The sequence below is a fragment of the Acinetobacter sp. Ag2 genome, from assembly GCF_001005515.1.
Lineage (GTDB): Bacteria > Pseudomonadota > Gammaproteobacteria > Pseudomonadales > Moraxellaceae > Acinetobacter > Acinetobacter bereziniae.
Genome location: NZ_LBNA01000045.1, coordinates 1 through 23051 on the forward strand (window position 1 = coordinate 1; position 23051 = coordinate 23051).

The following is a 23051-nucleotide window of genomic DNA, read 5'->3' on the forward strand; positions in this document are numbered from 1 at the left end:
TAAAGGCAGTTTTTGCGCTGATTTTAAATTTTTTTTTGGAGTATAAAATGTCTAAAGGTCAAACTTTACAAGATCCGTTCTTAAATTCTCTCCGTAAAGAACGTATTCCGGTTTCTATCTTTCTTGTAAACGGTATCAAATTACAAGGTCACATTGAATCTTTTGACCAGTATGTTGTTTTGTTGAAAAACACTGTAAGCCAAATGGTTTATAAGCATGCGATTTCTACTGTTGTACCTGCACGTAATCCACGTCCTGCTGGTGCTCCTGCTGGTGCTCAAGGCGCTGCTGGTGGTTTCGGTGGTGAAGCTGGTGGCTTCGGTGGTCAAGCTGGTGGTTTCGGTGGTCGAGGTGGCTGCGGTGGTCAAGGTGGCTTCGGTGGTCAAGGTGGCTTCGGCGGTCAAGGTGGCTGCGGCGGTCAAGGTGGCTTCGGTGGTCAACAAGGTGGCTTTGGTGGTCAAGGTGGCTTCGGCGGTCAAGGTGGCTTTGGTGGTCAAGGTTCTGACTTTGGCGGCGAAGGTAAATTTGAAGATTCACAAGAAGATGAAAACAATCGTTAATTTCTAAATGTAGAAATTGATTGTGAAAAAGAGACTGTTTTAACAGTCTCTTGATGCATTAAAAAAAACCGCAATATGATTGAATATTAATCATTTTGCGGTTTTTTATTTAGCGATTACTATTAGGGGCTGTAAATTAAATTTTGGCTCATGATTGTACTAAAATGTAGATTTTAATAATCATTTCATCATAATAAATTTAGAAATAGTTAAATATTCTGATCCTTAATAGCCTATGAACTTTATATTTTTTATATAAAGTATTAGAAGATTTTGGTCATTTATTTATTTGCACTTTTAAATGATTGATCATCTTTTTTATCGTGAAGCGGCATGAAAGTCATCATGTTGAGCGAAGATATCTGAGTAAAAATAAAGCGTTGCTTTGTTTGCTGTGAAAGAATGCAGTTTAATTACTTTCAAGTGTACTATTCTTATAAACTTATAAAAAAACCTGAAACACAAGGTGATATAGAAAATTATTTAGATAAAATTAAATATGGACAAAATATGATCTTTTTTGTAGAGTGTCTTTTAATTTAGAACAACTACACAATAACTCATGTTTAATAATATTTATTTTGCTTTGGAAAAATTGGGTCTTACTGCTCAAAAGCGTGCTATCCATGTGTCTTTTTCAAATACTGATCTTCATCAACTGGTATTTTTACAACGTGTTGATGGGATACATGCCATCAATGATGGGATGAACTTACAACTGATTTGTCTATCTACGCTGAACGATATTGCATTAAAACGCTTTATTGGCTGTCGTGTAGCCATTGATGTGGTCAATGATCGCTCCGAAATCAATCGTATTTCAGGAATTGTCACCAAAGCTGAGGTGGGTGCCTCAGATGGTGCTTTGACGATTTATCGCCTCACGGTTGAAGATCCAACCGCACTATGGAAACAGCGTAGAAACTCGCGCGTATTTATGAATATGTCTGCTTTACAGGTAGTCGAAGTTATATTTAATGAATGGCGAGACAGATCTCCACTGTTTGCTTCAAGTTTAACTTTGGATAAAAGCGGTCTAACTAAAGATTACGATGTCAGACCCTTCATTATGCAGAATAATGAACGAGATATAGATCTTATTCAAAGGCTTCTAGCATCGGAAGGCGTGACCAGTTTAATTGATGAAGCACAGCTTAAAGTCTCTCATTTTAATGAACCCATCCAGCCTCAAAAGCTTCGATTGATTGATGACAATACTCAATACGAAAGTTTAGAACGACGCACGATCCGCTTTCATCGAAGTTCATCTGTAGAGACTCGCGATTCGATTATCAATTTTACAGGACAACGTTCACTTCAACCGACGTCTGTACATATTCAACGTTGGCAAGCCGAGGTGTTGGAGATAGAAGAAGGCGCAGGTAATGTTTTAAGCAAATACAAGCAGAGTGAAAACTATGACAATGCCAGTCTAGCTTTAGAACAAGTATGGCACTTTAGCCCTGCATGGACTCAAGACTTAAATGGAGAAGATGGTGCAACGCCATCAGGCAACAGTCAGATCGAACGCTTTAACCAAAACCTCAGCAACTACTACGATGCCCAAGCCAAACAATTTATCGCAACTTCAACGGTACGAGATGCGCAGGTGGGTTATCACTTTGAGCTTGACCAACATCCAAGTTTAGAGCTAAAAGATGTTGCTGATCGGCAATTTCTGATCATCTCCAAAACCTTTTATCACCAAAATAACTTACCGAAAGACTTGAGCCATCAAGTCGAAGCACTCATCCGAGAAAGCCAATGGCAACGCACCCATCTCACCGTGAACAACAGCGAAGAACGCCAAGCCAATCAGTTGGTGCTACAACGACGTAATATTACGGTTGTTCCTGAATATAATCCCTTAACTCAAAGACCCGCAGCCCATCCAATGCGAGCGAGAGTGGTTGGTCCAAGTGGAGAAGAAATTCATGTGGATGAATGGGGACGCATCAAGGTTCGCTTCCTCTTTACCCGCAATGAAGACCACAGCCATGATGGTGGTGCAGGCGCGAACGACAATGATACCGACTCAGCTTGGGTCGATGTACTCACGACGTGGGCAGGTGAAGGCTATGGAGCACGCTTCTTACCGCGTATTGGAGAGTTGGTCGTGGTTGACTTCTTTGCGGGTGATATTGATAGACCTTTTGTGATGGGACGTATTCATGAAGGATACCGTTATCCAACCAAGTTTGATGACAAAGGCAAGTTACCAGATACCAAAAAGTTGGCAGGGATTAAAAGTCGAGAATACAAAGGCAATGGTTATAATCAATTACGTTTTGATGATACCAACAACCAGATCAGTAGTCAGTTACACAGCAGTCATGGCGCAACCCAACTGAATCTTGGCAATCTCAGCCATCCGAAAGAAACAGAGGCGAGTGAAGGGCGAGGAGAAGGCTTTGAGTTAAGAACAGATCAATGGGGCGCAATACGTGCAGGACAAGGCTTACTGCTGAGTACCCATGCACAAGATGGGGCATCAGGTAATCATCTAGATACAACCGAAGCCAAAAGTCAGTTAGAAAATAGTCTAGAGAATGCCAAAGCCTTAAGTGAAGTTGCCAAGCATCAACAAACTGATCCTTTGGAAGTTTTAAATAATTTAAAATACTTCCTTAATCAAATAGAAAAAGGTGAAAAAGACAAAGCTGATGCATTTAAACAAGCTTTAATGCTACTGGCTTCACCAAACTCTATCGCAATGTCGACCAATAGCGACCTTCATCTTTCAGCAGATGGGCAAATCAGCCAGAGCGCAGGCAACAGTATAAATCTGAGTAGCCAAAAGAATCTTATAGCACATGCAAAAAACAAGATCAGTTTATTTGCTGCGCAAGAAGGTGCAAGACTTTATGCTGCAAAAGGCAAGGTTGAAATAAAAGCGCATAGTGATGGTGCAGATTTGATTGCGCGTAAAGGTATTCAAATTATTTCGACTGAAGATACGATTTATATGATCAGTCCTAAAGAAATTGTATTTCGTGCGGATACATCTGAATTAAGACTGAATGGCTCAGGTATTTTTTCGACCACGCCAGGCTTGTTTGAAGTTAAATCTGGACAGCAGAAACTTAGCTCTGGGATGAAAGTGAGTGCTGGATTAACTTTGTTGCCGATCGTAAATTTTGCACCAGATCAGCCATTACCGACGCTAAAAAGTACCTATGCCCATGACCAACTTGTTGTATTGGCAAAGACCTTCTCTCAAGAAAGTTTTGTCAGTTTGGTTGCACCAATCTTTGGTTTTGATATTCCAGACAGTTTGTATTTAGCCCTGAAAACTGACTTGGAGAATGGTCTAATTCAACCGCCTGAACATACGGTGGTTGCTAAAAGTATCAACGGTCACGCAGCTGGGTTTAATCATCAGGACAAGAAAATCTATCTTGCTGCTGATACAGTGTTATCTGCGCTAGAAAATGACAGTAATTTGGAAAGACTTTATACAGTGCTTTTACATGAGTATGGGCATTACATCGATGATCATTTACGAATCAGTAGCAACTATTCATTAGACAATAGCTTTAATCTGTATGTGATTGTCAAAGGCAATGTGTTGGAAGAAATCGCGAAGAATTTTAATACCACTGTTGAAGAATTATGTTCACTTAATCAAATTTCTGACCCTAATCTTATTTATATTGGTGATATTTTAAAAATACCGGTAAAAATAGAAAAACTAGCACCTGATGCACCACGAGATGAAGGTGCGGTTTATGCATATAATTTAGGTCAGTTGACAGAAGGAAAAGACAAAGGTGTAAATACTGAGTTTGAGTTTGCAGAAATAAGCTCTGAAAAGTTTTCAGGAAAGCTGAAAATCACCCCAACATCGGGGAAAAGAGCCGCAAGAATGCATGCTGATTTCGAGTCGCAAATGGATGAAGTGGTAGATGTCCAATATGAATACTTTGGTGCAGGTGAAGGTAAGTTTTCTAAACAAACTAAAATACTGGCAAATAGGGGAACCATAGACCCCAAAACAGGTAAATATATTAAAAAAGATGACAATAAAGGTGTGCGGATTGAACATGGGCACCAATCTATTGAAAAAGAAGCTATTGGAGAAGATAACCCAAAAGGTGAAATATTTAATCGACTTACAGTTAATGCAATTTATGCAGGAAATTGGTTAAGAGATCATTCCCAACTGGTCTGTGGGGCTGTGCTGAATACAAGCATTGATGTTGCGATAGATAATCAAGGTAAAATTACTACCATAAAACCAACACGTAAGTTAATTTCCAATATATTGGCAGTCTTGGCGTATGATCATTTTTTTGATGAAAATGTCGCAAGTGATTTAATTAGATTAAAAAAGTACGAAAAAAGTGATAGCTATTCTTCAAAATACCGTTCTATCATGCAAGTAATTCTAAAAAAGGGAAATTACAGTAATTTAAGTGAAAAAAATCAGAGGCGTTATAAAGCGTTAGCTTTGAAGGCTTATTTACCTGAAAGCTCTTTACCACATCGTTTATTTCGTGATCTAAGAGGAAAAGATGGCGAGCGTATATTAGGTGTTTATCGTTTTGAAGAACATATCGACAATCCTTTTGGTGCTGATATTTATACCCATATAGACAAAGAATTAAACCCTAAACCGAATGATAAAACCTTTCAAACCAACAGTGATCAGAAATCTGCACAATTTAATTTAAAAAATTATATCGCTGACAATACCCCAAATAATATGCGTGATTCGGCATTTCCAACAGCATTAGAGTATATGTTGGGACAGTTAGAAGAAAGCATGAAACAAAGCAGTAGCTCGGATGCGCCTTTGCGGCATTTGGGCAATGCCTTTCATGTCTTGGAAGATTTTTTTTCACACAGTAATTTTGTTGAAATTACACTGATTAAGCATGGTTATACTGATGTTAGACACAATGTATTAAGAAAAAATAATTTTAGTCGCTATGAACAAATTCCTTTGGTGACAGGAACTTTTGACTCTTGGGATACCTTTGCCAGTATTGGTGGTACTTTGGCGAAGATGATTGATCCACTTAAAGAGTGGAGTGAATATAAAGGAATGGTCTCTGGCGAACGTAGTTTTTCTGATTTGATTATTCAAGAATTTATTTTTACCCTTGATGCGGTGTCTAAAGATAAGAATTTAACCAAAATTTGGTTTCGATACTTAGAGTTAAGGGATGAAATTTGTGCTTTATATGAAGCAGGTTATGTTGATTTGCTAAAAAAAGCAGCAAAAACCATCAGTGAGTTTAAAAAGCAAACCGCACTATTAGAAACACTGGTCACTTCACTGTTTAAATTTTTATTCAAATTTGGCGTGAATAATGTTTTAAAACACTCACATGAGATTGTGAGTGTAAAACAAGGGGTAAATCCTGTGATTCATGGTGATAACCCAAGTCATACACAATTGGGGAAAGACGAAGCACGAAACCCCTTACACTTACTTGCTGCCAATTTAGCGATTATTGCGGTACGTGATGTCGGGACAAAATGGAGGGATTGGTCTAAAAAGCCAACTGCGACAAATAAACAAGCGGTATTAGATACGGCAAAAAGTTATTTTAGACATCCAAGCCGTTGTAATTGGATGGATGAAAGCGTTAAACAATGGGCAAGACAAAATAAGGACAAAGTCAATCAGGCTAGTGATGGCATGCTGCAAAAAGGTTGGGATACGACCCGACAGGGTGCGTATAAAGGTGCTAAAGCGGCGCAAGAAAAAATTGATGAAGCAGCAGAATCGGTCCAAAAAGGTTTAGATATGATCAAGGGTGGGAAAAAGTAATGCATATATTTCAAAAAAAACTAGCGCTATTTCTCCCCCTTTTACTGTGTATCAGTTGTAGTAATGGTCAGTCTACGACAAAGCAAGATGCTGATAAAGAAGGTTTTATAAAGAAAATAAATCCACAACATCAGTTTAAGGTCCATGGTTGTGCGATTAATTATAATGGTACGGATTTATATATGAGTTCAGGCGTTGAGCCATGGCTTAAAGCATTAGGTAAAAACTATCGGGTTGTCGAAAGTGTAGATCCAATTAATCGAATTAATATTTATATATATGATGATATCGGTGTTCGTTTGGTTGAACGAATAGCGGATAAACAAATCGATAGTTTTAGGTTTCGTTTAGAGCGCCCATCACATGATATTCGTAAAGAAACAGATGCAGAAATCGAAGAAGAGTTAAAAAAACCAGATACTGAGCAAGTTAGAAGTATATTTAAAGATGCCATCGAGGTGGATGGTGTACTCGTGGGTGCTTATCCTATGCATGATGAGATCAGGGATAAGTTTCGTGCAGAAACAGGGGTGAGTTATAACTTTACAGCGGACTGTAATGACAATCAACAAGGTAAATATTTTTATATTGAGCTAAGTACCAGTTTTAATGATCCTGAAGTGATTGATCATATGTATTTTTATAATTATTTTGACATAATTAGTGATGAAGAAAAAGAAAGACAACGGAAAGAGTTTTGTGAAGGTCCGGATAGAGATGATCCTATTATTGGGGGAGGATGTGAAAATTATCCTTTAAAAAAATAATGCATATATTTCAAAAAAAACTAGCGCTATTTCTCCCCCTTTTACTGTGCATTAACTGTGCATTAGTTGTAGTAATGATCAGTCTTCGACAAAACAAGACGTTGAAACAGAAGGTTTTATAAAGAAAATAAATCCACAACATCAGTTTAAGGTCCATGGCTGTGCGATTAATTATAATGGTACGGATTTATATATGAGTTCAGGCGTTGAGCCATGGCTTAAAGCTTTAGGTAAAAACTATCGGGTTGTCGAAACTGTAGATCCAATTAATCGAATTAATCTCTATATTTATGATGATATCGGCGTAAGTTTAATGGAGCGCCAAGTAGATAAGAAGATATCAATGTTTGGATTTTACTTACCGAATCCAGCACATTCTATAGATTTAATTGAAACACCACAAAGTATCGAAAATAAGAAACTTATAGGTGATGAATCACCAAAAAAAAGATTCCAAGATGCAATAAGTATTAACGATATTTTGGTTGGCGCGTATCCCATGCATGATGAGATAAGAAGTTTGTTTCGTGCCAAGACCAGTGTGAGTTATGCCTATACCGCTGATTGTACTGAAGAACAAAAAGATAAAGGTGAATTGTTTTATGTAGACCTAGGTACTTCGTTCAATGAACCAGAAGTGATTGATAATCTATATTTTTATAATTATTTTGACATCATGACTTTGGAACAAAAGAAACAATTGTACCGTAGAACTGATGAAAATGGACGAGAAATTTGTGATGAATATTTTGACATACCAAAAATGAAAATTGTTCCGAGATATTGTACGCAAGAAGAATTAGACGATGAAAAGAAACAACAGTCAAAATAAAGGAAAAGAAGCCCCTATTTAATTAAGGCGTTCACATTGGCATTTATATGGGCATGGTAAGGTAGGAAGAAATCAGCGCTATGATTTCAAGATTTTACCTTTAACCATGATTGGTGGTTATCCAAAGAGTTAGATTTCATGATTCAGTAAGAAGTCTGTTTTAGCCACTGTAGGCAAACTTTATTTCACAGAATTGATTTTTCTTATGGCATAAAAAAACCAGTGCAAAGCACTGGTTTTTATTTGATACTTAATTTTGACTTTTCTTTGGATCTAAACTTGGATCTTTAATTTCAATATAAGTATTGGCACGCAACTCTCTTAACCAACTGTCATATTCTGATTCAAATTGGCGTTCCCCTAAAATTTGACGAGCCATACGTTTTTGATATTCAGAAGTCATATCTTGTTGACGTTTGCCAGTGACTTGCAGGATATGCCAACCAAATTGGGTTTCGAATGGCTTGCTGATTTCGTTGACTGTCGCGCTTTGCATCATTTTATCAAATTCAGGAACCATCATCCCTGGGCTGACCCATCCTAAACTACCACCATCACGTGCTGAACCAGGGTCATTCGAATATGTTGATGCAAGTGTTGCAAAATCTTCACCCGCTTTGAGACGGTTATAGATACTCTCAATCATTTGTTTAGCGTTTTCAGGGCTAACTACTTCGGAAGTTTTAATGAGAATATGACGAGTTTCAAACTGTGGAACAAGTGCTTTTTGCTCATTTGATTTCTTTTCAAGTAGTTTTAAAACATGAATACCATCTTTCGCTTGGACCAACTCAGTGGTTTGTCCTGGTTCAAGAGAGCTTACTCGGGCAGCAAGTTCAGTTGGGATTTCTGAAAGTGGGCGAAAGCCCATGTCCGCACCATCTACTTTGATTTGAGCCGTGCTGAATTTTTTCTCTAAACTTTTTACATCATCTGTGCCTTTTAAATCAGTACGAACAGATTTGGCAACTGCCTCAAGTTCATCCGCAGGGGCATTACCTGATATACGCATATGTAGGACATGTGCTTGGCTTCCAACAGCAGCTTGACCTTCAGGTGATTTTAAAAAGTTTTCAACATCAAGATCGGTAATTTTAATACGAGACATGACTTGTTGTTGACTGAGACGCTGAATCAATAAATCTTCGGAAACACGATCACGTAATAATTCATATGTTCCGGGTGCAACGCTATCTAGTTTTTGTTGGAAAGCTTCTAAAGAATTAGAGCCGGACTGTTGAGCGACTTTAAGAACAGCTTCATTTAAGCTTTTTTCATCAGCTTTTAAACCATATTTTTTAACTTGCTCAAGTTGTGCGTCATGGGTGATGAGCTGATTGAGCACTTGCTGTTGCAAAATAATTTGCGGCGGGAGTTCTTTTTTTTGTGCTTGGAACTTATGTGCAGCTTCAGCAACGCCTTGGTCTAAATCGCTTTTTAAAATTGCTGTAGAACCAACAATGGCAATGATTTGATCTTTAGGTGCTGCATAAACCGATAACGATGTAGAGATGAGTAAAGCTAAGGTTGATGCTTTAAATAGTTCTTTAAATTTTTGCGTCTTCATTAATGAGTCCAAGATTGATTAGCTTTATCAAAACCTAAAATACGATTTTGAAGTAATGAACTTAACTTGTTGTTCAAACCACCTAGTCCTTTGAGTGTGATTTCAGCCATAACTGCGCGTTTTGGCTTGGTATCTGGGAGAGAAACATCATCTAGATCATTGAAGTAAGAACGACCATAGACCGAAATTCCCCAACAACAAGATTCATAATTCACACCTAATAGATATTCGCGTGCAACATGGTTGTCAAGGTCATATTGAACATGACCCATAATACGCCAGTTATCTTTTACTGGTTGTATAAATGATGCAACTGCTTGATCGTATTCTCGTTGGCGATCAGGGAGGTTGTTTCTATAAAAATATCCAACGTTGTATAAATTTCCTTTTTCACCTGTGTAATACATTTGGAAGTCATGTTGTGCACTATCGCCATTGGACATCCAAGCTGAATTGGTGCTTACAGTAAAGTTTTGCGAAAGCTGACTCGAAATGCTGATCACAGGACCAGTGTGTTTTTCTTTATCCAACTCATCTGTATTGTTGAGTAAAGTAACTTTACGATCATCAAAATAATAACTTTGTCCAATACTGGCTCTTAAGCGTTCTAAACCAACCGTATCAAATAGACTATAACTTACCCCGAGTGACAAGAAGTTGTTATCTTCTAGGCGGTCATGACCGTAAAAACGGTAAGGGCTAAACAATTGATCATAACTGATTGATGCACTAGTCGAATCAAAGTTTGGATAACCCGTTTGATTTTTATACGGTGCATAAGCATAGAATGCGCGAGGAGTAATGGTTTGAAGGAACTTACCATCTTTTTCAAAGGTTAGCCCAGTGTCCAAAGTAAACTGAGGAACAACCACAGATTTATTTTTTGAATCTTGACTTTGGTTGTTGAGATTCAATTGATCCACTGTGGTTTGGTCATAGAATGTATTTAAACTACGGACAGAAACTTCTGGAATGACGAATGACCACGGATTACGGAAGTTATAACGTGTCGCAAACTGATTATACAAACGTGTACCGCTAGGTTGGTTGCTGTAATCAGCATCATTAATATCTTTTTTGAAATATGCAGTATCGTTGTTAAATTCGTATTCCCAGCCTTGATAATCGCCACCTACATAATTGAGTAGAAACTGCGGTAGACGAGCATAAGGTCTGTCTACATCTTTGACTGTTTTATCTAAGGTTTGGAAATCTTCAACTTTTAATTGAGCTTTTAAACCAGGAATACCGTGGTTGTAGTTGAGTTCCCAAGCGCGTCGTTGATTCAGTTCGGTACGCGAGTTTGGATTGCTGTCTAAGTCCGAAAAAAAGTCTTTATCAGACACATAGTTATATTCTAGATTGGTCGACCATTGTTTATCGATATTCCATCTATGTAGGAAATGTAAGTCCTTACGATCTTCATCATCGTAGCCACGATCTGAAGGCAAGTAACTCCCCCAAATACTACCCGCACCAAAATTCTCGGTTAAATAACGGAATTCGCCTTGAGCCATTAGACCACGGTCTGTAATGAGTCGAGGAGTGATGGTCGCATCATAATTCGGTGCTAAGTTTAAATAAACTGGAACCGCAAGTTCAAAGCCACCGTCGTTGGTAAACCCGAAGTTTGGACTAATGATGCCCGTGGTACGACGATCATCAATTGGGAAATTGAAGTAAGGAACAGCAAATACAGGAACATCTTTTACATATAATTTGGTACCACGCGTTACACCGCGCCCAGTTTCTTGATCGAGCTCAATCTTATTGGCTTGGATTTTCCAAGTTGGTTTCTGGTCAGGTGGGCATGTACTATAACTGGCATTTTCTAGTACGATATTTGTTGGTGATGTTCTTTCAATTTTTGCTGCATGACCATGCGCATGTGTTATTTCAGCAATATAAAAACTATTGTTTAATTGCCCAGTTTCATCTTTTAGGTTGTAATCAATCTGATCGCTTTGCGCAATGATACCGCCTTGCGCCATTTGTACATTGCCTTTTGCTTTTGCAAAAGTTTGTGTTTTATCAATGGTTACTTCATCTGCGCGAATCATTCGCCCAGATTGATCAATCATGACATCTCCAGACAACACAGAGTCGCCATTTGGATTGTAATAGGCTTGATCAGCAGTAATGACAGATGAAGCTTCTTGAGGGTCAACTGTTTTTGCCTGAGTGCTAAATGGAGTAACCCAAACCCCTTCACAGTAGCGATTACTTGCATTGTTTTCATCACGTACTTGTGCTTCAGGCGCGTTTTTGTCTACATAGTATTGTTCAAAAAAGTTTTGACCAGGGTAACTCTCTTTAATCGTAGCATTTAATTGCTTGTTATTCACTTTGGAGACAGCTGCTTCAGAAACAGAGGTTGTCGATTCAGCATAGCTGGATACAGAACTTCCACAAAGAAGTGTCAAAATAGCAGTCGCTAAAGGATTAAATTTAAACTGATGCTTCATTTGTCTCATTAACCAAATATGCTAATCGCAATTAATTATTGTCGCATCATAGAGAAAAAGTTGATAAGTAGCTACACTTAGCACTTCAAAAATTCAGCCTGAATTAGATTAAATTGCAAATGAATACACAACGTGAACACTTGATACAAACATGGATAACATCTGTACTCAGTTCAGATCAATTTGAAATCAATTTTTTAGCAGGCGATGCGAGTTTCCGTCGTTATGCACGAATTACTTTGAATAATAAAACATTTATGCTGATGGATGCACCTCCTGAGAAGGAAGATTGTCGTCCTTTTGTTGCGATTGATGAATTCTTTGACTCAAATGGTGTCAGAGTTCCGCATATTGTCGCAAAAGATCTACAACAAGGTCTGTTATTGCTTGAAGATTTTGGTGATGTTCTGCTGTCTACACAATTAAATGAACAAACAGTAGACGCACATTATGCGCAAAGTTTTAAACAGTTGGTGCAATTGCAATCAATTGAAGGTAAAGCGCATTTACCCGTATATGCTTATGAAAAGTTAATTTCAGAAATGGAGTTGTTGACGGATTGGTTATTGCCTGCTTTAAACATTCAAGTGAGTCAAGAAGAGCAAGCTTTAATCAAACGAACTTTTGCAATATTGGCAAATGCTGCTTTGGCACAGCCACAAGTGATCGTTCACCGAGACTTTCATAGTCGCAACTTGATGATTCTTGAAGGTGAGGTTGAACAGGGTATCATCGATTTCCAAGATGCTGTGATTGGTGCGGATACCTATGATTTGATTTCGATTACCCGTGATGCTTATGTGCAATGGAATCCTGAACGTGTGTATTCATGGTTTAAAATGTTCTATGCGCTTTTACCTGAATCAGCGAAACATGAGCGTAGTTTTGAGCAGTTTAAACAAGATGCCGATTTGATGGCAATTCAGCGTCATATCAAAATTTTGGGTATTTTTGTGCGTTTATTTGAGCGTGATGGAAAATCAGGTTATCTCAAAGATTTACCGCGCGTAATGTGGTATTTACTGGAAGAGTCTAAACCGTATGCGGAATTGCAACCGTTTATGAACTTTATACATACAAGAGTTTTGCCTAAATTTGAAGACAAATATGGCAAATATGAGGTGGTTGCAGCATGAAAGCAATGATTTTAGCTGCAGGGTTAGGCAATAGAATGCGTCCTTTAACCTTATATAAGCCAAAACCTTTATTGGAAGTGGGAGGCAAAGCACTTATTGTTTGGCATATTGAAAAATTAAAAAAAATAGGTGTGACTGAAATTATCATTAACTCTGCATGGTTGGCAGATATTTTGATTGGTACATTAGGAGATGGTGCTCAGTTTGGTGTAACAATTCGCTGGACCAGAGAGGATGAGGGTTTGGAAACCGCAGGAGGCATTATTAATGCTTTGCCTTTGTTGGGCGACGAGCCTTTTATTTTAATCAATGGTGATGTTTGGACCACATTTGATTTCTCTGCCTTACTTGATGTGAAACTTGATAAAGATTTAGCACATTTGGTTTTTGTTACAAATCCTGAACAGCATCCTGAGGGTGATTTCACTTTGTTAAATGGTCGAGCTTATACTTTTGAACAAGAACAGCTTGGAGAAAATTTAACCTATAGTGGTGTCGCTATCATCAATCCTAAAATGTTTGATGGTTTGGAACATGGTAAACGACCATTGGCTCCATTGCTCAAACAAGGCATGTTGGATGGCATGATTTCTGCAGAAAAGATGCAAGCGGCATGGGTTGATGTAGGGACTCCTGAGCGTTTAACCGCCTTAGATTTGCAAATTAGACAGGGTGTATATGCTTAACTGCATATTAACTCATCGTTAACTACTGTTCCACGAGCTAGAAATCGGTATACTTTCAGCTAATTTTTTAGAGATGTTATTCGATCATGCATCCATTTTTTCAAGAGTTAAAGCAAGGTAGCTTAAAGCTTGGCTTAGAACTGACTGATGAAGCTTTAGAATTGTTGTTGCGTTATCAAGATGCACTCGTCCTGTGGAACAAAGCATATAACTTAACCGCAATTCGTGATCCTAAAGAAATGTTGGTTAAACACTTGTTGGATAGTCTAAGTATTTTAAATGATTTACCTCAAGGTCGTTTGTTAGATATCGGAACAGGTGGTGGTATGCCTGGGATGATTATTGCATTGTGTCAGCCAGCGCGTCAGTGCGTGTTGCTTGATTCGAATGGTAAGAAAATTCGTTTTCTGAAACAGTTTATTGCAGATTTAAAATTAAAAAATGTTGTTGCGGTGCAGACGCGCGTAGAAAATGAAGACAGTATCAATGACCTTGGGCAGTTTGATGTGATTACCAGTCGTGCATTTGCTTCATTGACTGATTTTGTCGCTGCCTCAAAACCTTATATGCATGAGAAAAGCATTATTGCTTCAATGAAAGGATTAGTGCCTACAGAAGAAGTGGATGCACTGAAAGATCATTGGCAATGTGATATTGTAGAACTGCATGTGCCGCGACTGGATGAACAACGTCATTTACTTTTATTAAAACAGATCTAAAACAGACAAAGGATTGGGGTTACCATGGCTCAAATTATTGCTATCGCAAACCAAAAAGGTGGCGTCGGTAAAACCACAACAGCCGTAAATTTGGCTGCCTCTTTGGCAGTATTGAAAAAGCGTGTTTTATTGGTCGATATGGACTCTCAAGGCAATGCCACAATGGGGTCTGGAATTCAAAAAAATGATTTATTGTATTCAGTTACTGATGTGTTGCTGAGTGAAGTTCCAATTGAAACAGCGATTACTAAAGCTGAAGTCGGTTACAAAGTTTTAGGTTCAAATCGTGATTTGGCTGGTGTAGAGCTGGCAATTGCAGAACAAGAAGGGCGTGAATTTATTTTACGTAATGCTTTGCAACAGATTGAAAAAGACTTTGATTACATTATTGTCGATTGCGCTCCAAGTCTCAGTTTGATTACAGTAAATGCACTGGCTGCAGTTGATGCTGTCATTATTCCAATGCAATGTGAGTATTATGCACTGGAAGGTCTTGCAGATTTGACACAAACCATCGATAAAATTCAACAAGCGCTGAACCCTGAGTTGGAAATCATTGGGGTGCTTCGAACCATGTATGATGCACGTAATGCATTGACTCGTGATGTTTCTGCCGAACTTGAACAGTATTTTGGCAAAAAACTTTATGATACAGTGATTCCGCGTAATGTGCGTTTGGCTGAAGCGCCAGCACATGGTTTGCCGATTATTTATTTTGAGAAAAGCTCTAAAGGTGCAATTGCATATTTAAATTTAGCAGCTGAAATGTTGAAAAAGAGTAAAGTGAAAAAAGGAAATAAAGCATGACCGTTAAAAAAAGAGGCTTGGCTAAAGGTCGTGGCTTAGATGCATTATTAGGTTCAATCCAAAAAGAAAAATTACAGCTTGAAGTTCAAGCTTTGGATCATGGTCAGTTAAAACAGATTGATGTCAATCAATTAAAACGTGGTGCATATCAGCCGCGTCGCTTTATTGATGAGCAAGACCTACAAGAGCTTGCGGCTTCGATTAAAAAACACGGTGTTATGCAGCCGATAGTGATTCGTCCAATTGAGAGTGCTGAAACACCTTATGAAATTATTGCGGGTGAGCGACGTTGGCGAGCTGCACAGTTAGCGGGTTTAACAGAAATCCCCGCAATTGTTCGTGATTTGACTGATCAAGTTGCGATTGCATTGGCATTGATCGAAAACATTCAACGTCAAGATCTTAATCCTGTAGATCAAGCTTTGGCTTTACAGCGTTTCCATGATGAATTTGGTCTAAGCCATCAAGAAATTGCGGATACAGTAGGTAAGGCACGTACAACCGTGAGTAATTTATTACGCCTATTAAGTCTCGATGATGAAATTAAAAATCTGATGCAACAAGGCTTATTGGATATGGGACATGCGCGTGCCATATTGACCTTGAAAGCCAAAGATCAATTACAAATTGCCAAAATGGTAATTGATCGCAACTTATCAGTTCGTCAAACTGAACAGCTGGTACGTGATTGGAATACGCCTAAACAGGAAAAATCTAAAGACCCACTTGCACCTGATGTGCAGCAATTGACGCAAAAACTTTCGGAACGTTTCAGCGCCAGTGTAAAATTAGATTATAACAAGCAAGGCAAAGGGAAGTTGGTCATCAGTTATAACTCGCTTGATGAGTTGGATGGTATTTTAAATATCTGTTTAGCAGAACAATAATTTTTTCATGATTGATTAATTTGGGGAACTAAAGATGTGGGAACTTGTTAAAGCCGGCGGTTGGTTAATGCTGCCATTGGTTTTATGTTCGATTTTTACAGTTGCAATTTCGATCGAGAGATTTATAAGACTAAAACGATCTTTAGTTCTGCCTAAATCATTGATGCTGTATAAAGGACGAGATATTGATGAGGTTCTAGATGTTTTGGAACAGGATCAATCTGCGCGCCAATCAGCATTGGGGTATATTTTTAAAGATGCCGTGGATGCTTATTCGCAAGGTGAAGAATACGCGCGCGCGCAAATGGAAGTGACAGCTTCACGTGAAATCGGATATTTAGAAAAAAACATCAATTTCTTGGGGACTTTAAGTGCTGTTGCACCTTTGTTGGGTTTGTTGGGCACAGTGATCGGGATTATCGAGTCATTTTTAGTGATTGATTTGGGTTCAACTGCAAATCCAACCATGATGATTCCAGGTATATCAAAAGCGTTGATCACAACAGCCGCTGGGATGTTGATCGCAATTCCTGCTCTGTTTGCTTATCGTTATTTTCAACGTTTGGTACAGGAATATGTGGCTGAATTAGAACAACAATCAACATTATTTCATGCAGCATTATTTTTTCAAAAACACCTTGAAAGTGCACAACGAAAAGCAGGTTAAGGCTGAGCTGGAGGTGTTTTATGAAATTTAAACGAAGAACGGTTGAAGATATTCATATCAACCTTACCCCATTAATCGATTGTTTATTGTTTATCTTGGTGATTTTGTTATTGACCACCACTTTTAATCAACAGAGTCGTATCAATCTGTCTTTACCTGATGCGCAAGGTGTTCCGCCAAAAGAATACAAAAACAAGATTGAAGTCATGGTAGACTCGACAGGTCATTATGCGGTAAACGGTCAGGCACTTTCCAGTAAAGAGTCTGCTGATTTAAGTACTGCGATCAAACAGGCAGCCAATGATAAACGTGATTTAATGTTTGTCATTGCCGCTGATGCGAAAGCCACTCATCAAGATGTTATTCGAGTAATGGATGTCGCAGGACAGCTGGGTTTCGTCAATATCAATATCAGTACTAAAGTTCCATCTCGAGGTTATTAATTCGTGAATCAAGATTTTAAGGTTTATATTCGCCTATTGGCATATTTGAAGCCATATTGGGGGGCAGCCTTACTCGTTATTGTCGGATTTGGAATAAATGCAGCCACTGAAGTCTCAGTTGCTAAGTTACTCAAATATATTATTGATGCGATTCAAAGCGGTAGCCGTAGTGATCTCGATTGGTTTCCTGCATTAATTATTTTGCTTATTTTCTTTCGCGGTTTAGGTTTATTCATGGGCGGGTATTTCACCGCTGTGATTTCCAGAAGTTTGGTGTTTAGTATACGCCAAGAAATTTATGCCAAACTGCTCAAACTGCCTGCACAATATTATCTTGATAACTCATCAGGTCATATTACTGCAAAGATTATGTATAACGTAGAGCAGTTAACGGCAGCTTCATCAGAATCACTGAAAACATTGGTTCGAGACGGTACGATTACACTCGGTTTATTGGGCTATTTACTTTATACCAATTGGCGTTTAACACTGTGTATTTTTATCTTTATGCCCATTATTGGTCTGCTGGTACGTAAAGCATCTAAGCGTATGCGTAAACTATCGATTCAAGTGCAAAATACCATGGGTGATGTTAACCATATTGTGCACGAAACAGTAAACGGTAATGCTGTTGTTAAAAGCTTTGCTGGTGAGGATAGTGAACAAGCTCGTTTTTACAAGTCATCCCAAGAGAATTTAAGACGCGGCTTGAAAATGGTTGTGGTGCAGAATTTAAATAGCCCACTTGTGCAATTGGTGATGTCGTTTGCATTGGGGATTATTATTTGGTTGGCATTACGTCCGCAAATTTTGGGTGATACTTCAGCGGGCGAGTTTGTTGCTTATATCACTGCAGCAGGTTTGTTGGCAAAACCAATTAAAAACTTAACAGATATCAATGAGAAATTACAGCGTGGTATGGCTGCTGCATATTCAGTGTTTGAAGTTTTAGATTTACCACAAGAAGAAAACACGGGTACAAAGACTCCTGAGCTACAAGGCAATATTAAATTTGAGCATGTTGATTTAACCTATAAAAATAATGTCAAAGCAATTGATAATTTATCATTAGATATACAATCAGGACAAACTGTCGCACTGGTTGGTCGTTCTGGGGCTGGAAAATCATCACTTGTTAATATGTTGGTGCGTTTCCAAGAAAAAAGCGCAGGTGAAATCTATTTAGATGATTTACCGATTTGTGATATTGAATTGACATGTTTACGTTCGCAAGTTGCGATGGTCAACCAACAAGTGGTTTTGTTTGATCGAACTGTTCGTGAGAATATTGCCTATGGTCAGTTGGAAGCAGCCACAGAAGAGCAAGTGATTGCTGCCGCAAAAGCGGCTTATGCACATGATTTTATCATGGCATTGCCAAAAGGCTATGATACGCCATTGGGTGCGCAGGGGCTTAGCCTATCAGGAGGGCAACGTCAACGAATTGCGATTGCACGTGCACTTCTTAAGAATGCGCCTATTCTTATTCTGGATGAAGCGACCAGTGCTTTAGACAATGAATCTGAGCATTTCATTCAGAAAGCCTTTGATGAAGCAATTTTAGATAAAAATCGAACAACGATTGTAATTGCACACCGTCTTTCGACTATTGAAAATGCAGATAAGATTGTGGTTATGGATAAAGGGCGTATTATAGAACAAGGTAGCCATGCTGAATTGTTGGCAAAACACGGCGCTTACTATCAGTTACATGAACGCAATTTTGAGGAATAACGGATGTCTCTCGCGCAAATCATTCAAGATGCTTGGAATAAACAATCCAAGTGGTTGATTGTACTGCGTCCGTTGTCATGGCTATATCAATTTGGTTTTGTTCTCAATAAACAGTTGTATCAATTTGGACTCAAAGAAACGTATAAAGCTCCAGTCCCGGTGATGATCATTGGAAACATCACTGTAGGTGGAAGTGGGAAAACTCCACTTTTGATTCAGTTGGTCAAATATTTACAACTTAATCAGGTTCGTGTCGGTGTGATTAGTCGTGGTTATGGTGGTAAGGGACCATTTCCTGCACTGGTAACATTAGATTCCTTACCTGAAGTGGTCGGTGATGAGCCTTGTTTGATTGTGCAATCGACTGATGTGCCTATGGTGGTTGGCGCAAATCGCCGTGCAAGCATTGAGCTGTTGCTTCAGCGTTATGATTTGGATTTGATTATTAGTGATGATGGTTTGCAGCATTGGGCATTGCAACGACAGATTGAATGGATTGTTTTAGATAATAATCGAGGCTTAGGGAATAAAAAAATGCTTCCCGAAGGTTATCTGCGAGAACCAATCAGTCGTTTAAAGCAAAGTACAGTGATTGAACATGCGCAACAGCCACATTCACCATTGAACATGCATTTAGAGGTTGCCGAACCTTATTTGTTAAATCCTTTTTTTGATCAAGCTGAAGCTTTTGACCCCACGCTCGATTATTATGCGGTGGTGGGTATTGGGTTCCCACAGCGATTCTACAATACTCTGGAAAGTATTGGTGTGAGCCAATTTCAATGTCATGAGTTCCCAGACCATCATGATTATGAAATTGATGATTTACAATTTGAAGATGCAAATCCAATCATTACGACTGAAAAAGATGCGGTGAAATTACTGGCTTTATTAAAAGATCATCCTGAATTTAATCGCGAAATTTGGGTGGTTCCTGTCGGTGCAGTACTCTCAGAAGAATGTTATTTGCTCCTTAATCAACAACTCTCTCAGCTTGGTATTGATCTAATACAAGGTTAATTTGATGAAACATATTGTTATTCCTGCACGTTTTTCGAGTACACGTTTACCTGGAAAGCCACTTTTAGAAATTCATGGTCGTGCAATGATTCTGCGTGTCGTTGATCAAGCAAAAAAAGTTCAGGGGTTTGATGATCTGTGTGTAGCAACAGATGATCCACGTATTGCTGAGATTTGTCGTCAGGAGGGTGTGGATGTGGTGATTACAGATCCTAATCATCCATCGGGTACTGATCGTTTGAGTGAGGTTGCTCGAATCAAAGGTTGGGATGCAGATGATATCATTGTCAATGTGCAAGGCGATGAACCTTTACTCCCTGCACCATTGGTCATTCAAGTCGCAACACTGCTTGCCGAAAATCCACAATGTTCAATGTCAACGCTATGCGAACCCATTCATCAGCTTGAAGAGTTCCAGCGTGAAAGTATTGTTAAAGTGGTCATGTCAAAGCTTAAAGAAGCGCTTTATTTCAGTCGTTCACCGATTCCGTATGAACGTAAAGCAGAACAACTGAATGATCAAACATTACATCAATCTGCATATCGACATTTAGGTTTGTATGCGTATCGGGTGAAATTGTTACAAGAATATGTGACTTGGGATATGGGCACTTTGGAGCGTTTAGAGAGCCTTGAACAATTACGTGTTTTAGAGAATGGACATCGTATTGCCATAGATATTGCACAAGTCAATTTACCGCCAGGTGTGGATACACAAGCAGATTTAGATCGTTTAAATGCCTTAGATGTTTCTGTTTTTAAATAATTTATATTTAAGCTATTTATTTTTAGGTCTTTAATTTATGGATGCATCAAGTTCTCAGGTTTACCCTTGGCAACAACAAACATGGGATACACTGACTACACGTTTTCCCAAATTAGGACACGGTCTGCTATTTTATGGTAAAAAGGGCTGTGGCAAAGATGCTTTTGCACAGCATTTTTTGTCATGGGTTTTATGTTTAAATAAGACACCACAAGGTGCTTGTGGTGAGTGTAGCAGTTGTCAGTGGTTAAAATCGGATACCCATCCTAATTATGTCAATATCACGACCGATGAAGAGAATAAGAAACAAAACGCGAAAATTAAGATCGAGAAGATCCGTGATTTACTACCATTTGTGCAACAGACAGTAGATGGTTGGCGCGTTATTGTGATTGAACCCGCTGAAGCATTAAATATTGCTTCAGCAAATGCATTATTAAAAACACTCGAAGAGCCTGGTGAACGGGTTTTGATTATTTTGTTGGCGGATCATTATCTAAAGCTTCCAGCAACAATTCGTAGTCGATTACAGCATTTTGCGATGGATCGTATTACTCCTATACAAACAGAGCAGTATTTACAGCAACAACTTCCTGTAGAAAAACATGCTCAAATTCAGTTGTTGATGAACTTATCTAACAATATGCCTTTACAAGCACAGTCCCTTGCAGAATTGGATTGGCTGAATCGGCGTGGGGAATTTTTGCAAGATTGGTTCAAACTGGTCAGTCAAAAAAGCATGCCAATGCAGTTTGCTTCAAAATGGAATAAAGAACTGAGTTTTTATGATCTGATTCAAATGTTTGAATACTTGTTGTCGGATATAATTTGTGTCAAGCTGAATCAAGTTGTCAAAAATTCAGATTTAGTGTTTTCAGAGATTGTCATGCAATATGATTTACAAACACTGTTCTCGATTTATGAAAACTTACAACAAGCGAAACTCAAAGTTGATCAAAATGTACAAACAAATCTAATTATTGATCAACTCACCATTCAGTTAATGAATGTGACATAAAATTTGAATATTTAAGGGGAATAATCATGCAACCACGTATGGGCGGTTTGATTCAAGTGAACATCGCTGATCGAGCAACTTTGCAGGCAAGCTATATGCCATATATTTTAGGTGGTGGTTTGTTTGTACCTTCAAAAACCCCAGTCAAAATGGGTGATGAAGTTTTTGTGCTTGCGGGCTTGCCAGATCAATCACAAAAAATTCCTTTAACGGGTAAGGTGATTTGGATCACGCAAAAACAAAATGGTATGAAGCCTCAAGGTTTTGCAATTCAGTTAACTGGTGAAAAAGGCGTCTATTACAAAATGGAAGCAGAAAAACTACTCGCTGGGAGTATGTCTTTGGATCGTCCAAGCTTTACAATGTAAGCCAATTTAGAATATTTAGGAAAGCCTGTGTTTGTTGATACGCATTGTCATTTAACCATGTTAAATCTTGAACCTTATGCAGGCGATTTGGATCTAGCATTACAGCAGGCACGGGATGCAGGGGTCTCTAAATTTATGGGGATTTCTGTGGATTTAGATGACCATATTGTGCTTGCTGATATCGCCGCACGTCATGCCGATGTTGGTTATAGTGTTGGGGTGCATCCTTGTGAAGATCCAGAGATGATGCAGCGCGCAACTGTAGAAAAACTTGTGGAACTTGCACAAACTGAAAAAGTTTGGGCACTGGGTGAAACAGGGTTAGATTACTTTCACAGCACCGAATTTATAGAAGAACAAAAACAATGTTTCGCACGACATATTCATGCATCGCAAATCGTCAACAAACCTGTAGTTGTACATACCCGTTCTGCAAAGCATGAAACTGTCGATATTATACGCGCTGAAAAGTCGACGCATGGTATTTTGCACTGTTTTACTGAGGACTGGGAAACTGCCAAAGCTGTTTTGGATTGTGGCTATTACATTTCATTTTCTGGGATTGTATCCTTTAAAAATGCACAGGATTTAAGAGATGTGGCTAAACAAGTACCACTTGATCGTGTTCTAATTGAAACAGATAGTCCTTATTTAGCGCCGATGCCTTATAGAGGAAAGTCTAACGAACCTAAATACGTTCCCTATGTAGCCAAAGCCTTAAGTGATGTATATGATAAAACACTTGAGGAGATGGCTTTCATTACCACGCAAAATTTTGAAAATCTTCTTCGACAAAAGTAAAGCGCCACTGATTGATAAAATCATGACTA

18 protein-coding genes and 1 pseudogene are annotated in these 23051 nt (G+C 38.6%); 17 read left to right on the plus strand and 2 right to left on the minus strand.

The window, feature by feature from the left end; all coding sequences use genetic code 11:
- Positions 1-47: 47 nt before the first annotated feature.
- The 4 genes and pseudogenes from hfq to AAV97_RS08110 all read left to right on the plus strand — a co-directional run bounded on the left by hfq (position 48) and on the right by AAV97_RS08110 (position 7938).
- Positions 48-560 carry an RNA chaperone Hfq gene (gene hfq / locus AAV97_RS08095; protein ID WP_046760348.1) on the plus strand — a complete coding sequence of 171 codons (513 nt, stop codon included), beginning with the start codon at positions 48-50 and terminating at the stop codon, positions 558-560.
- A gap of 562 nt (positions 561-1122) precedes the next feature.
- Positions 1123-6339, plus strand: a complete 5217-nt coding sequence (gene tssI / locus AAV97_RS21575) for a type VI secretion system tip protein TssI/VgrG (RefSeq protein ID WP_046760301.1) — start codon at positions 1123-1125, stop codon at positions 6337-6339.
- Entirely contained in the window at positions 6339-7106 is a 768-nt protein-coding gene (locus AAV97_RS08105) for a hypothetical protein (RefSeq protein ID WP_046760302.1), read from the plus strand. The genes tssI and AAV97_RS08105 overlap by 1 nt, the downstream gene beginning before the upstream one ends.
- A pseudogene (locus tag AAV97_RS08110) lies at positions 7106-7938 on the plus strand (hypothetical protein). Before AAV97_RS08105 ends, AAV97_RS08110 begins: the two are co-directional and overlap by 1 nt.
- A gap of 250 nt (positions 7939-8188) precedes the next feature.
- Here AAV97_RS08110 and AAV97_RS08115 read toward each other — a convergent pair.
- Together AAV97_RS08115 and AAV97_RS08120 are read right to left on the minus strand one after the other, a co-directional pair.
- Positions 8189-9505: a peptidylprolyl isomerase gene (locus AAV97_RS08115; RefSeq protein WP_046760304.1), complete on the minus strand. Its 1317-nt coding sequence runs from the start codon at positions 9503-9505 to the stop codon at positions 8189-8191.
- A complete protein-coding gene (locus AAV97_RS08120) occupies positions 9505-11970 on the minus strand; it encodes an LPS-assembly protein LptD (RefSeq protein WP_046760305.1) in 2466 nt (821 codons plus the stop codon). Before AAV97_RS08120 ends, AAV97_RS08115 begins: the two co-directional genes overlap by 1 nt.
- Positions 11971-12089: 119 nt before the next feature.
- Here AAV97_RS08120 and AAV97_RS08125 point away from each other — a divergent pair, with 119 nt between their 5' ends.
- The 13 genes from AAV97_RS08125 (at position 12090) to AAV97_RS08185 (ending at position 23022) form a co-directional block, all read left to right on the plus strand.
- Positions 12090-13106, plus strand: coding sequence for an aminoglycoside phosphotransferase family protein (locus AAV97_RS08125; protein WP_046760306.1), 1017 nt, complete (start codon positions 12090-12092; stop codon positions 13104-13106).
- The gene (gene murU, locus AAV97_RS08130; RefSeq protein WP_046760307.1) at positions 13103-13792 is read left to right on the plus strand and encodes an N-acetylmuramate alpha-1-phosphate uridylyltransferase MurU; all 690 of its coding nucleotides are present in this window, start codon (positions 13103-13105) and stop codon (positions 13790-13792) included. The genes AAV97_RS08125 and murU overlap by 4 nt, the downstream gene beginning before the upstream one ends.
- An 86-nt stretch (positions 13793-13878) precedes the next feature.
- Positions 13879-14511 carry a 16S rRNA (guanine(527)-N(7))-methyltransferase RsmG gene (gene rsmG, locus AAV97_RS08135; RefSeq protein WP_004831002.1) on the plus strand — a complete coding sequence of 211 codons (633 nt, stop codon included), beginning with the start codon at positions 13879-13881 and terminating at the stop codon, positions 14509-14511.
- Between the two features lie 24 nt (positions 14512-14535).
- Positions 14536-15318 carry a ParA family protein gene (locus tag AAV97_RS08140; protein ID WP_004831001.1) on the plus strand — a complete coding sequence of 261 codons (783 nt, stop codon included), beginning with the start codon at positions 14536-14538 and terminating at the stop codon, positions 15316-15318.
- The gene (locus AAV97_RS08145; RefSeq protein ID WP_004831000.1) at positions 15315-16205 is read left to right on the plus strand and encodes a ParB/RepB/Spo0J family partition protein; all 891 of its coding nucleotides are present in this window, start codon (positions 15315-15317) and stop codon (positions 16203-16205) included. Before AAV97_RS08140 ends, AAV97_RS08145 begins: the two co-directional genes overlap by 4 nt.
- A 34-nt stretch (positions 16206-16239) precedes the next feature.
- Positions 16240-16872: a MotA/TolQ/ExbB proton channel family protein gene (locus tag AAV97_RS08150; RefSeq protein ID WP_004830999.1), complete on the plus strand. Its 633-nt coding sequence runs from the start codon at positions 16240-16242 to the stop codon at positions 16870-16872.
- Between the two features lie 20 nt (positions 16873-16892).
- Positions 16893-17315, plus strand: coding sequence for an ExbD/TolR family protein (locus tag AAV97_RS08155; protein WP_004830997.1), 423 nt, complete (start codon positions 16893-16895; stop codon positions 17313-17315).
- A gap of 3 nt (positions 17316-17318) precedes the next feature.
- The gene (gene msbA, locus AAV97_RS08160) at positions 17319-19049 is read left to right on the plus strand and encodes a lipid A export permease/ATP-binding protein MsbA (protein ID WP_046760308.1); all 1731 of its coding nucleotides are present in this window, start codon (positions 17319-17321) and stop codon (positions 19047-19049) included.
- A 3-nt stretch (positions 19050-19052) separates the two neighbouring features.
- Positions 19053-20069, plus strand: a complete 1017-nt coding sequence (gene lpxK, locus AAV97_RS08165) for a tetraacyldisaccharide 4'-kinase (protein WP_046760309.1) — start codon at positions 19053-19055, stop codon at positions 20067-20069.
- A 4-nt stretch (positions 20070-20073) separates the two neighbouring features.
- Positions 20074-20835 carry a 3-deoxy-manno-octulosonate cytidylyltransferase gene (gene kdsB, locus AAV97_RS08170; protein ID WP_046760310.1) on the plus strand — a complete coding sequence of 254 codons (762 nt, stop codon included), beginning with the start codon at positions 20074-20076 and terminating at the stop codon, positions 20833-20835.
- 37 nt (positions 20836-20872) lie between these two features.
- Positions 20873-21853 (plus strand): DNA polymerase III, delta' subunit, encoded by a 981-nt coding sequence (locus AAV97_RS08175; RefSeq protein WP_005029261.1) that lies wholly within the window; start codon positions 20873-20875, stop codon positions 21851-21853.
- Positions 21854-21879: 26 nt separating this feature from the next.
- Positions 21880-22221: a PilZ domain-containing protein gene (locus tag AAV97_RS08180; RefSeq protein ID WP_004830992.1), complete on the plus strand. Its 342-nt coding sequence runs from the start codon at positions 21880-21882 to the stop codon at positions 22219-22221.
- Between the two features lie 27 nt (positions 22222-22248).
- A complete protein-coding gene (locus AAV97_RS08185; protein WP_046760311.1) occupies positions 22249-23022 on the plus strand; it encodes a TatD family hydrolase in 774 nt (257 codons plus the stop codon).
- Positions 23023-23051: the final 29 nt, after the last annotated feature.

Excerpts from the sequence above, each read along its gene's own strand:
- lpxK (WP_046760309.1), top strand. The coding sequence starts at position 19,053 with ATGTCTCTCGCGCAAATCATTCAAGATGCTTGGAATAAACAATCCAAG.
- AAV97_RS08145 (WP_004831000.1), top strand. The coding sequence starts at position 15,315 with ATGACCGTTAAAAAAAGAGGCTTGGCTAAAGGTCGTGGCTTAGATGCA.
- AAV97_RS08150 (WP_004830999.1), top strand. The coding sequence starts at position 16,240 with ATGTGGGAACTTGTTAAAGCCGGCGGTTGGTTAATGCTGCCATTGGTT.
- AAV97_RS08140 (WP_004831001.1), top strand. The coding sequence starts at position 14,536 with ATGGCTCAAATTATTGCTATCGCAAACCAAAAAGGTGGCGTCGGTAAA.
- AAV97_RS08125 (WP_046760306.1), top strand. The coding sequence starts at position 12,090 with ATGAATACACAACGTGAACACTTGATACAAACATGGATAACATCTGTA.
- kdsB (WP_046760310.1), top strand. The coding sequence starts at position 20,074 with ATGAAACATATTGTTATTCCTGCACGTTTTTCGAGTACACGTTTACCT.
- AAV97_RS08175 (WP_005029261.1), top strand. The coding sequence starts at position 20,873 with ATGGATGCATCAAGTTCTCAGGTTTACCCTTGGCAACAACAAACATGG.
- AAV97_RS08115 (WP_046760304.1), bottom strand. The coding sequence starts at position 9,505 with ATGAAGACGCAAAAATTTAAAGAACTATTTAAAGCATCAACCTTAGCT.
- tssI (WP_046760301.1), top strand. The coding sequence starts at position 1,123 with ATGTTTAATAATATTTATTTTGCTTTGGAAAAATTGGGTCTTACTGCT.
- AAV97_RS08120 (WP_046760305.1), bottom strand. The coding sequence starts at position 11,970 with ATGAAGCATCAGTTTAAATTTAATCCTTTAGCGACTGCTATTTTGACA.
- AAV97_RS08180 (WP_004830992.1), top strand. The coding sequence starts at position 21,880 with ATGCAACCACGTATGGGCGGTTTGATTCAAGTGAACATCGCTGATCGA.
- AAV97_RS08155 (WP_004830997.1), top strand. The coding sequence starts at position 16,893 with ATGAAATTTAAACGAAGAACGGTTGAAGATATTCATATCAACCTTACC.
- AAV97_RS08105 (WP_046760302.1), top strand. The coding sequence starts at position 6,339 with ATGCATATATTTCAAAAAAAACTAGCGCTATTTCTCCCCCTTTTACTG.
- hfq (WP_046760348.1), top strand. The coding sequence starts at position 48 with ATGTCTAAAGGTCAAACTTTACAAGATCCGTTCTTAAATTCTCTCCGT.
- rsmG (WP_004831002.1), top strand. The coding sequence starts at position 13,879 with ATGCATCCATTTTTTCAAGAGTTAAAGCAAGGTAGCTTAAAGCTTGGC.
- murU (WP_046760307.1), top strand. The coding sequence starts at position 13,103 with ATGAAAGCAATGATTTTAGCTGCAGGGTTAGGCAATAGAATGCGTCCT.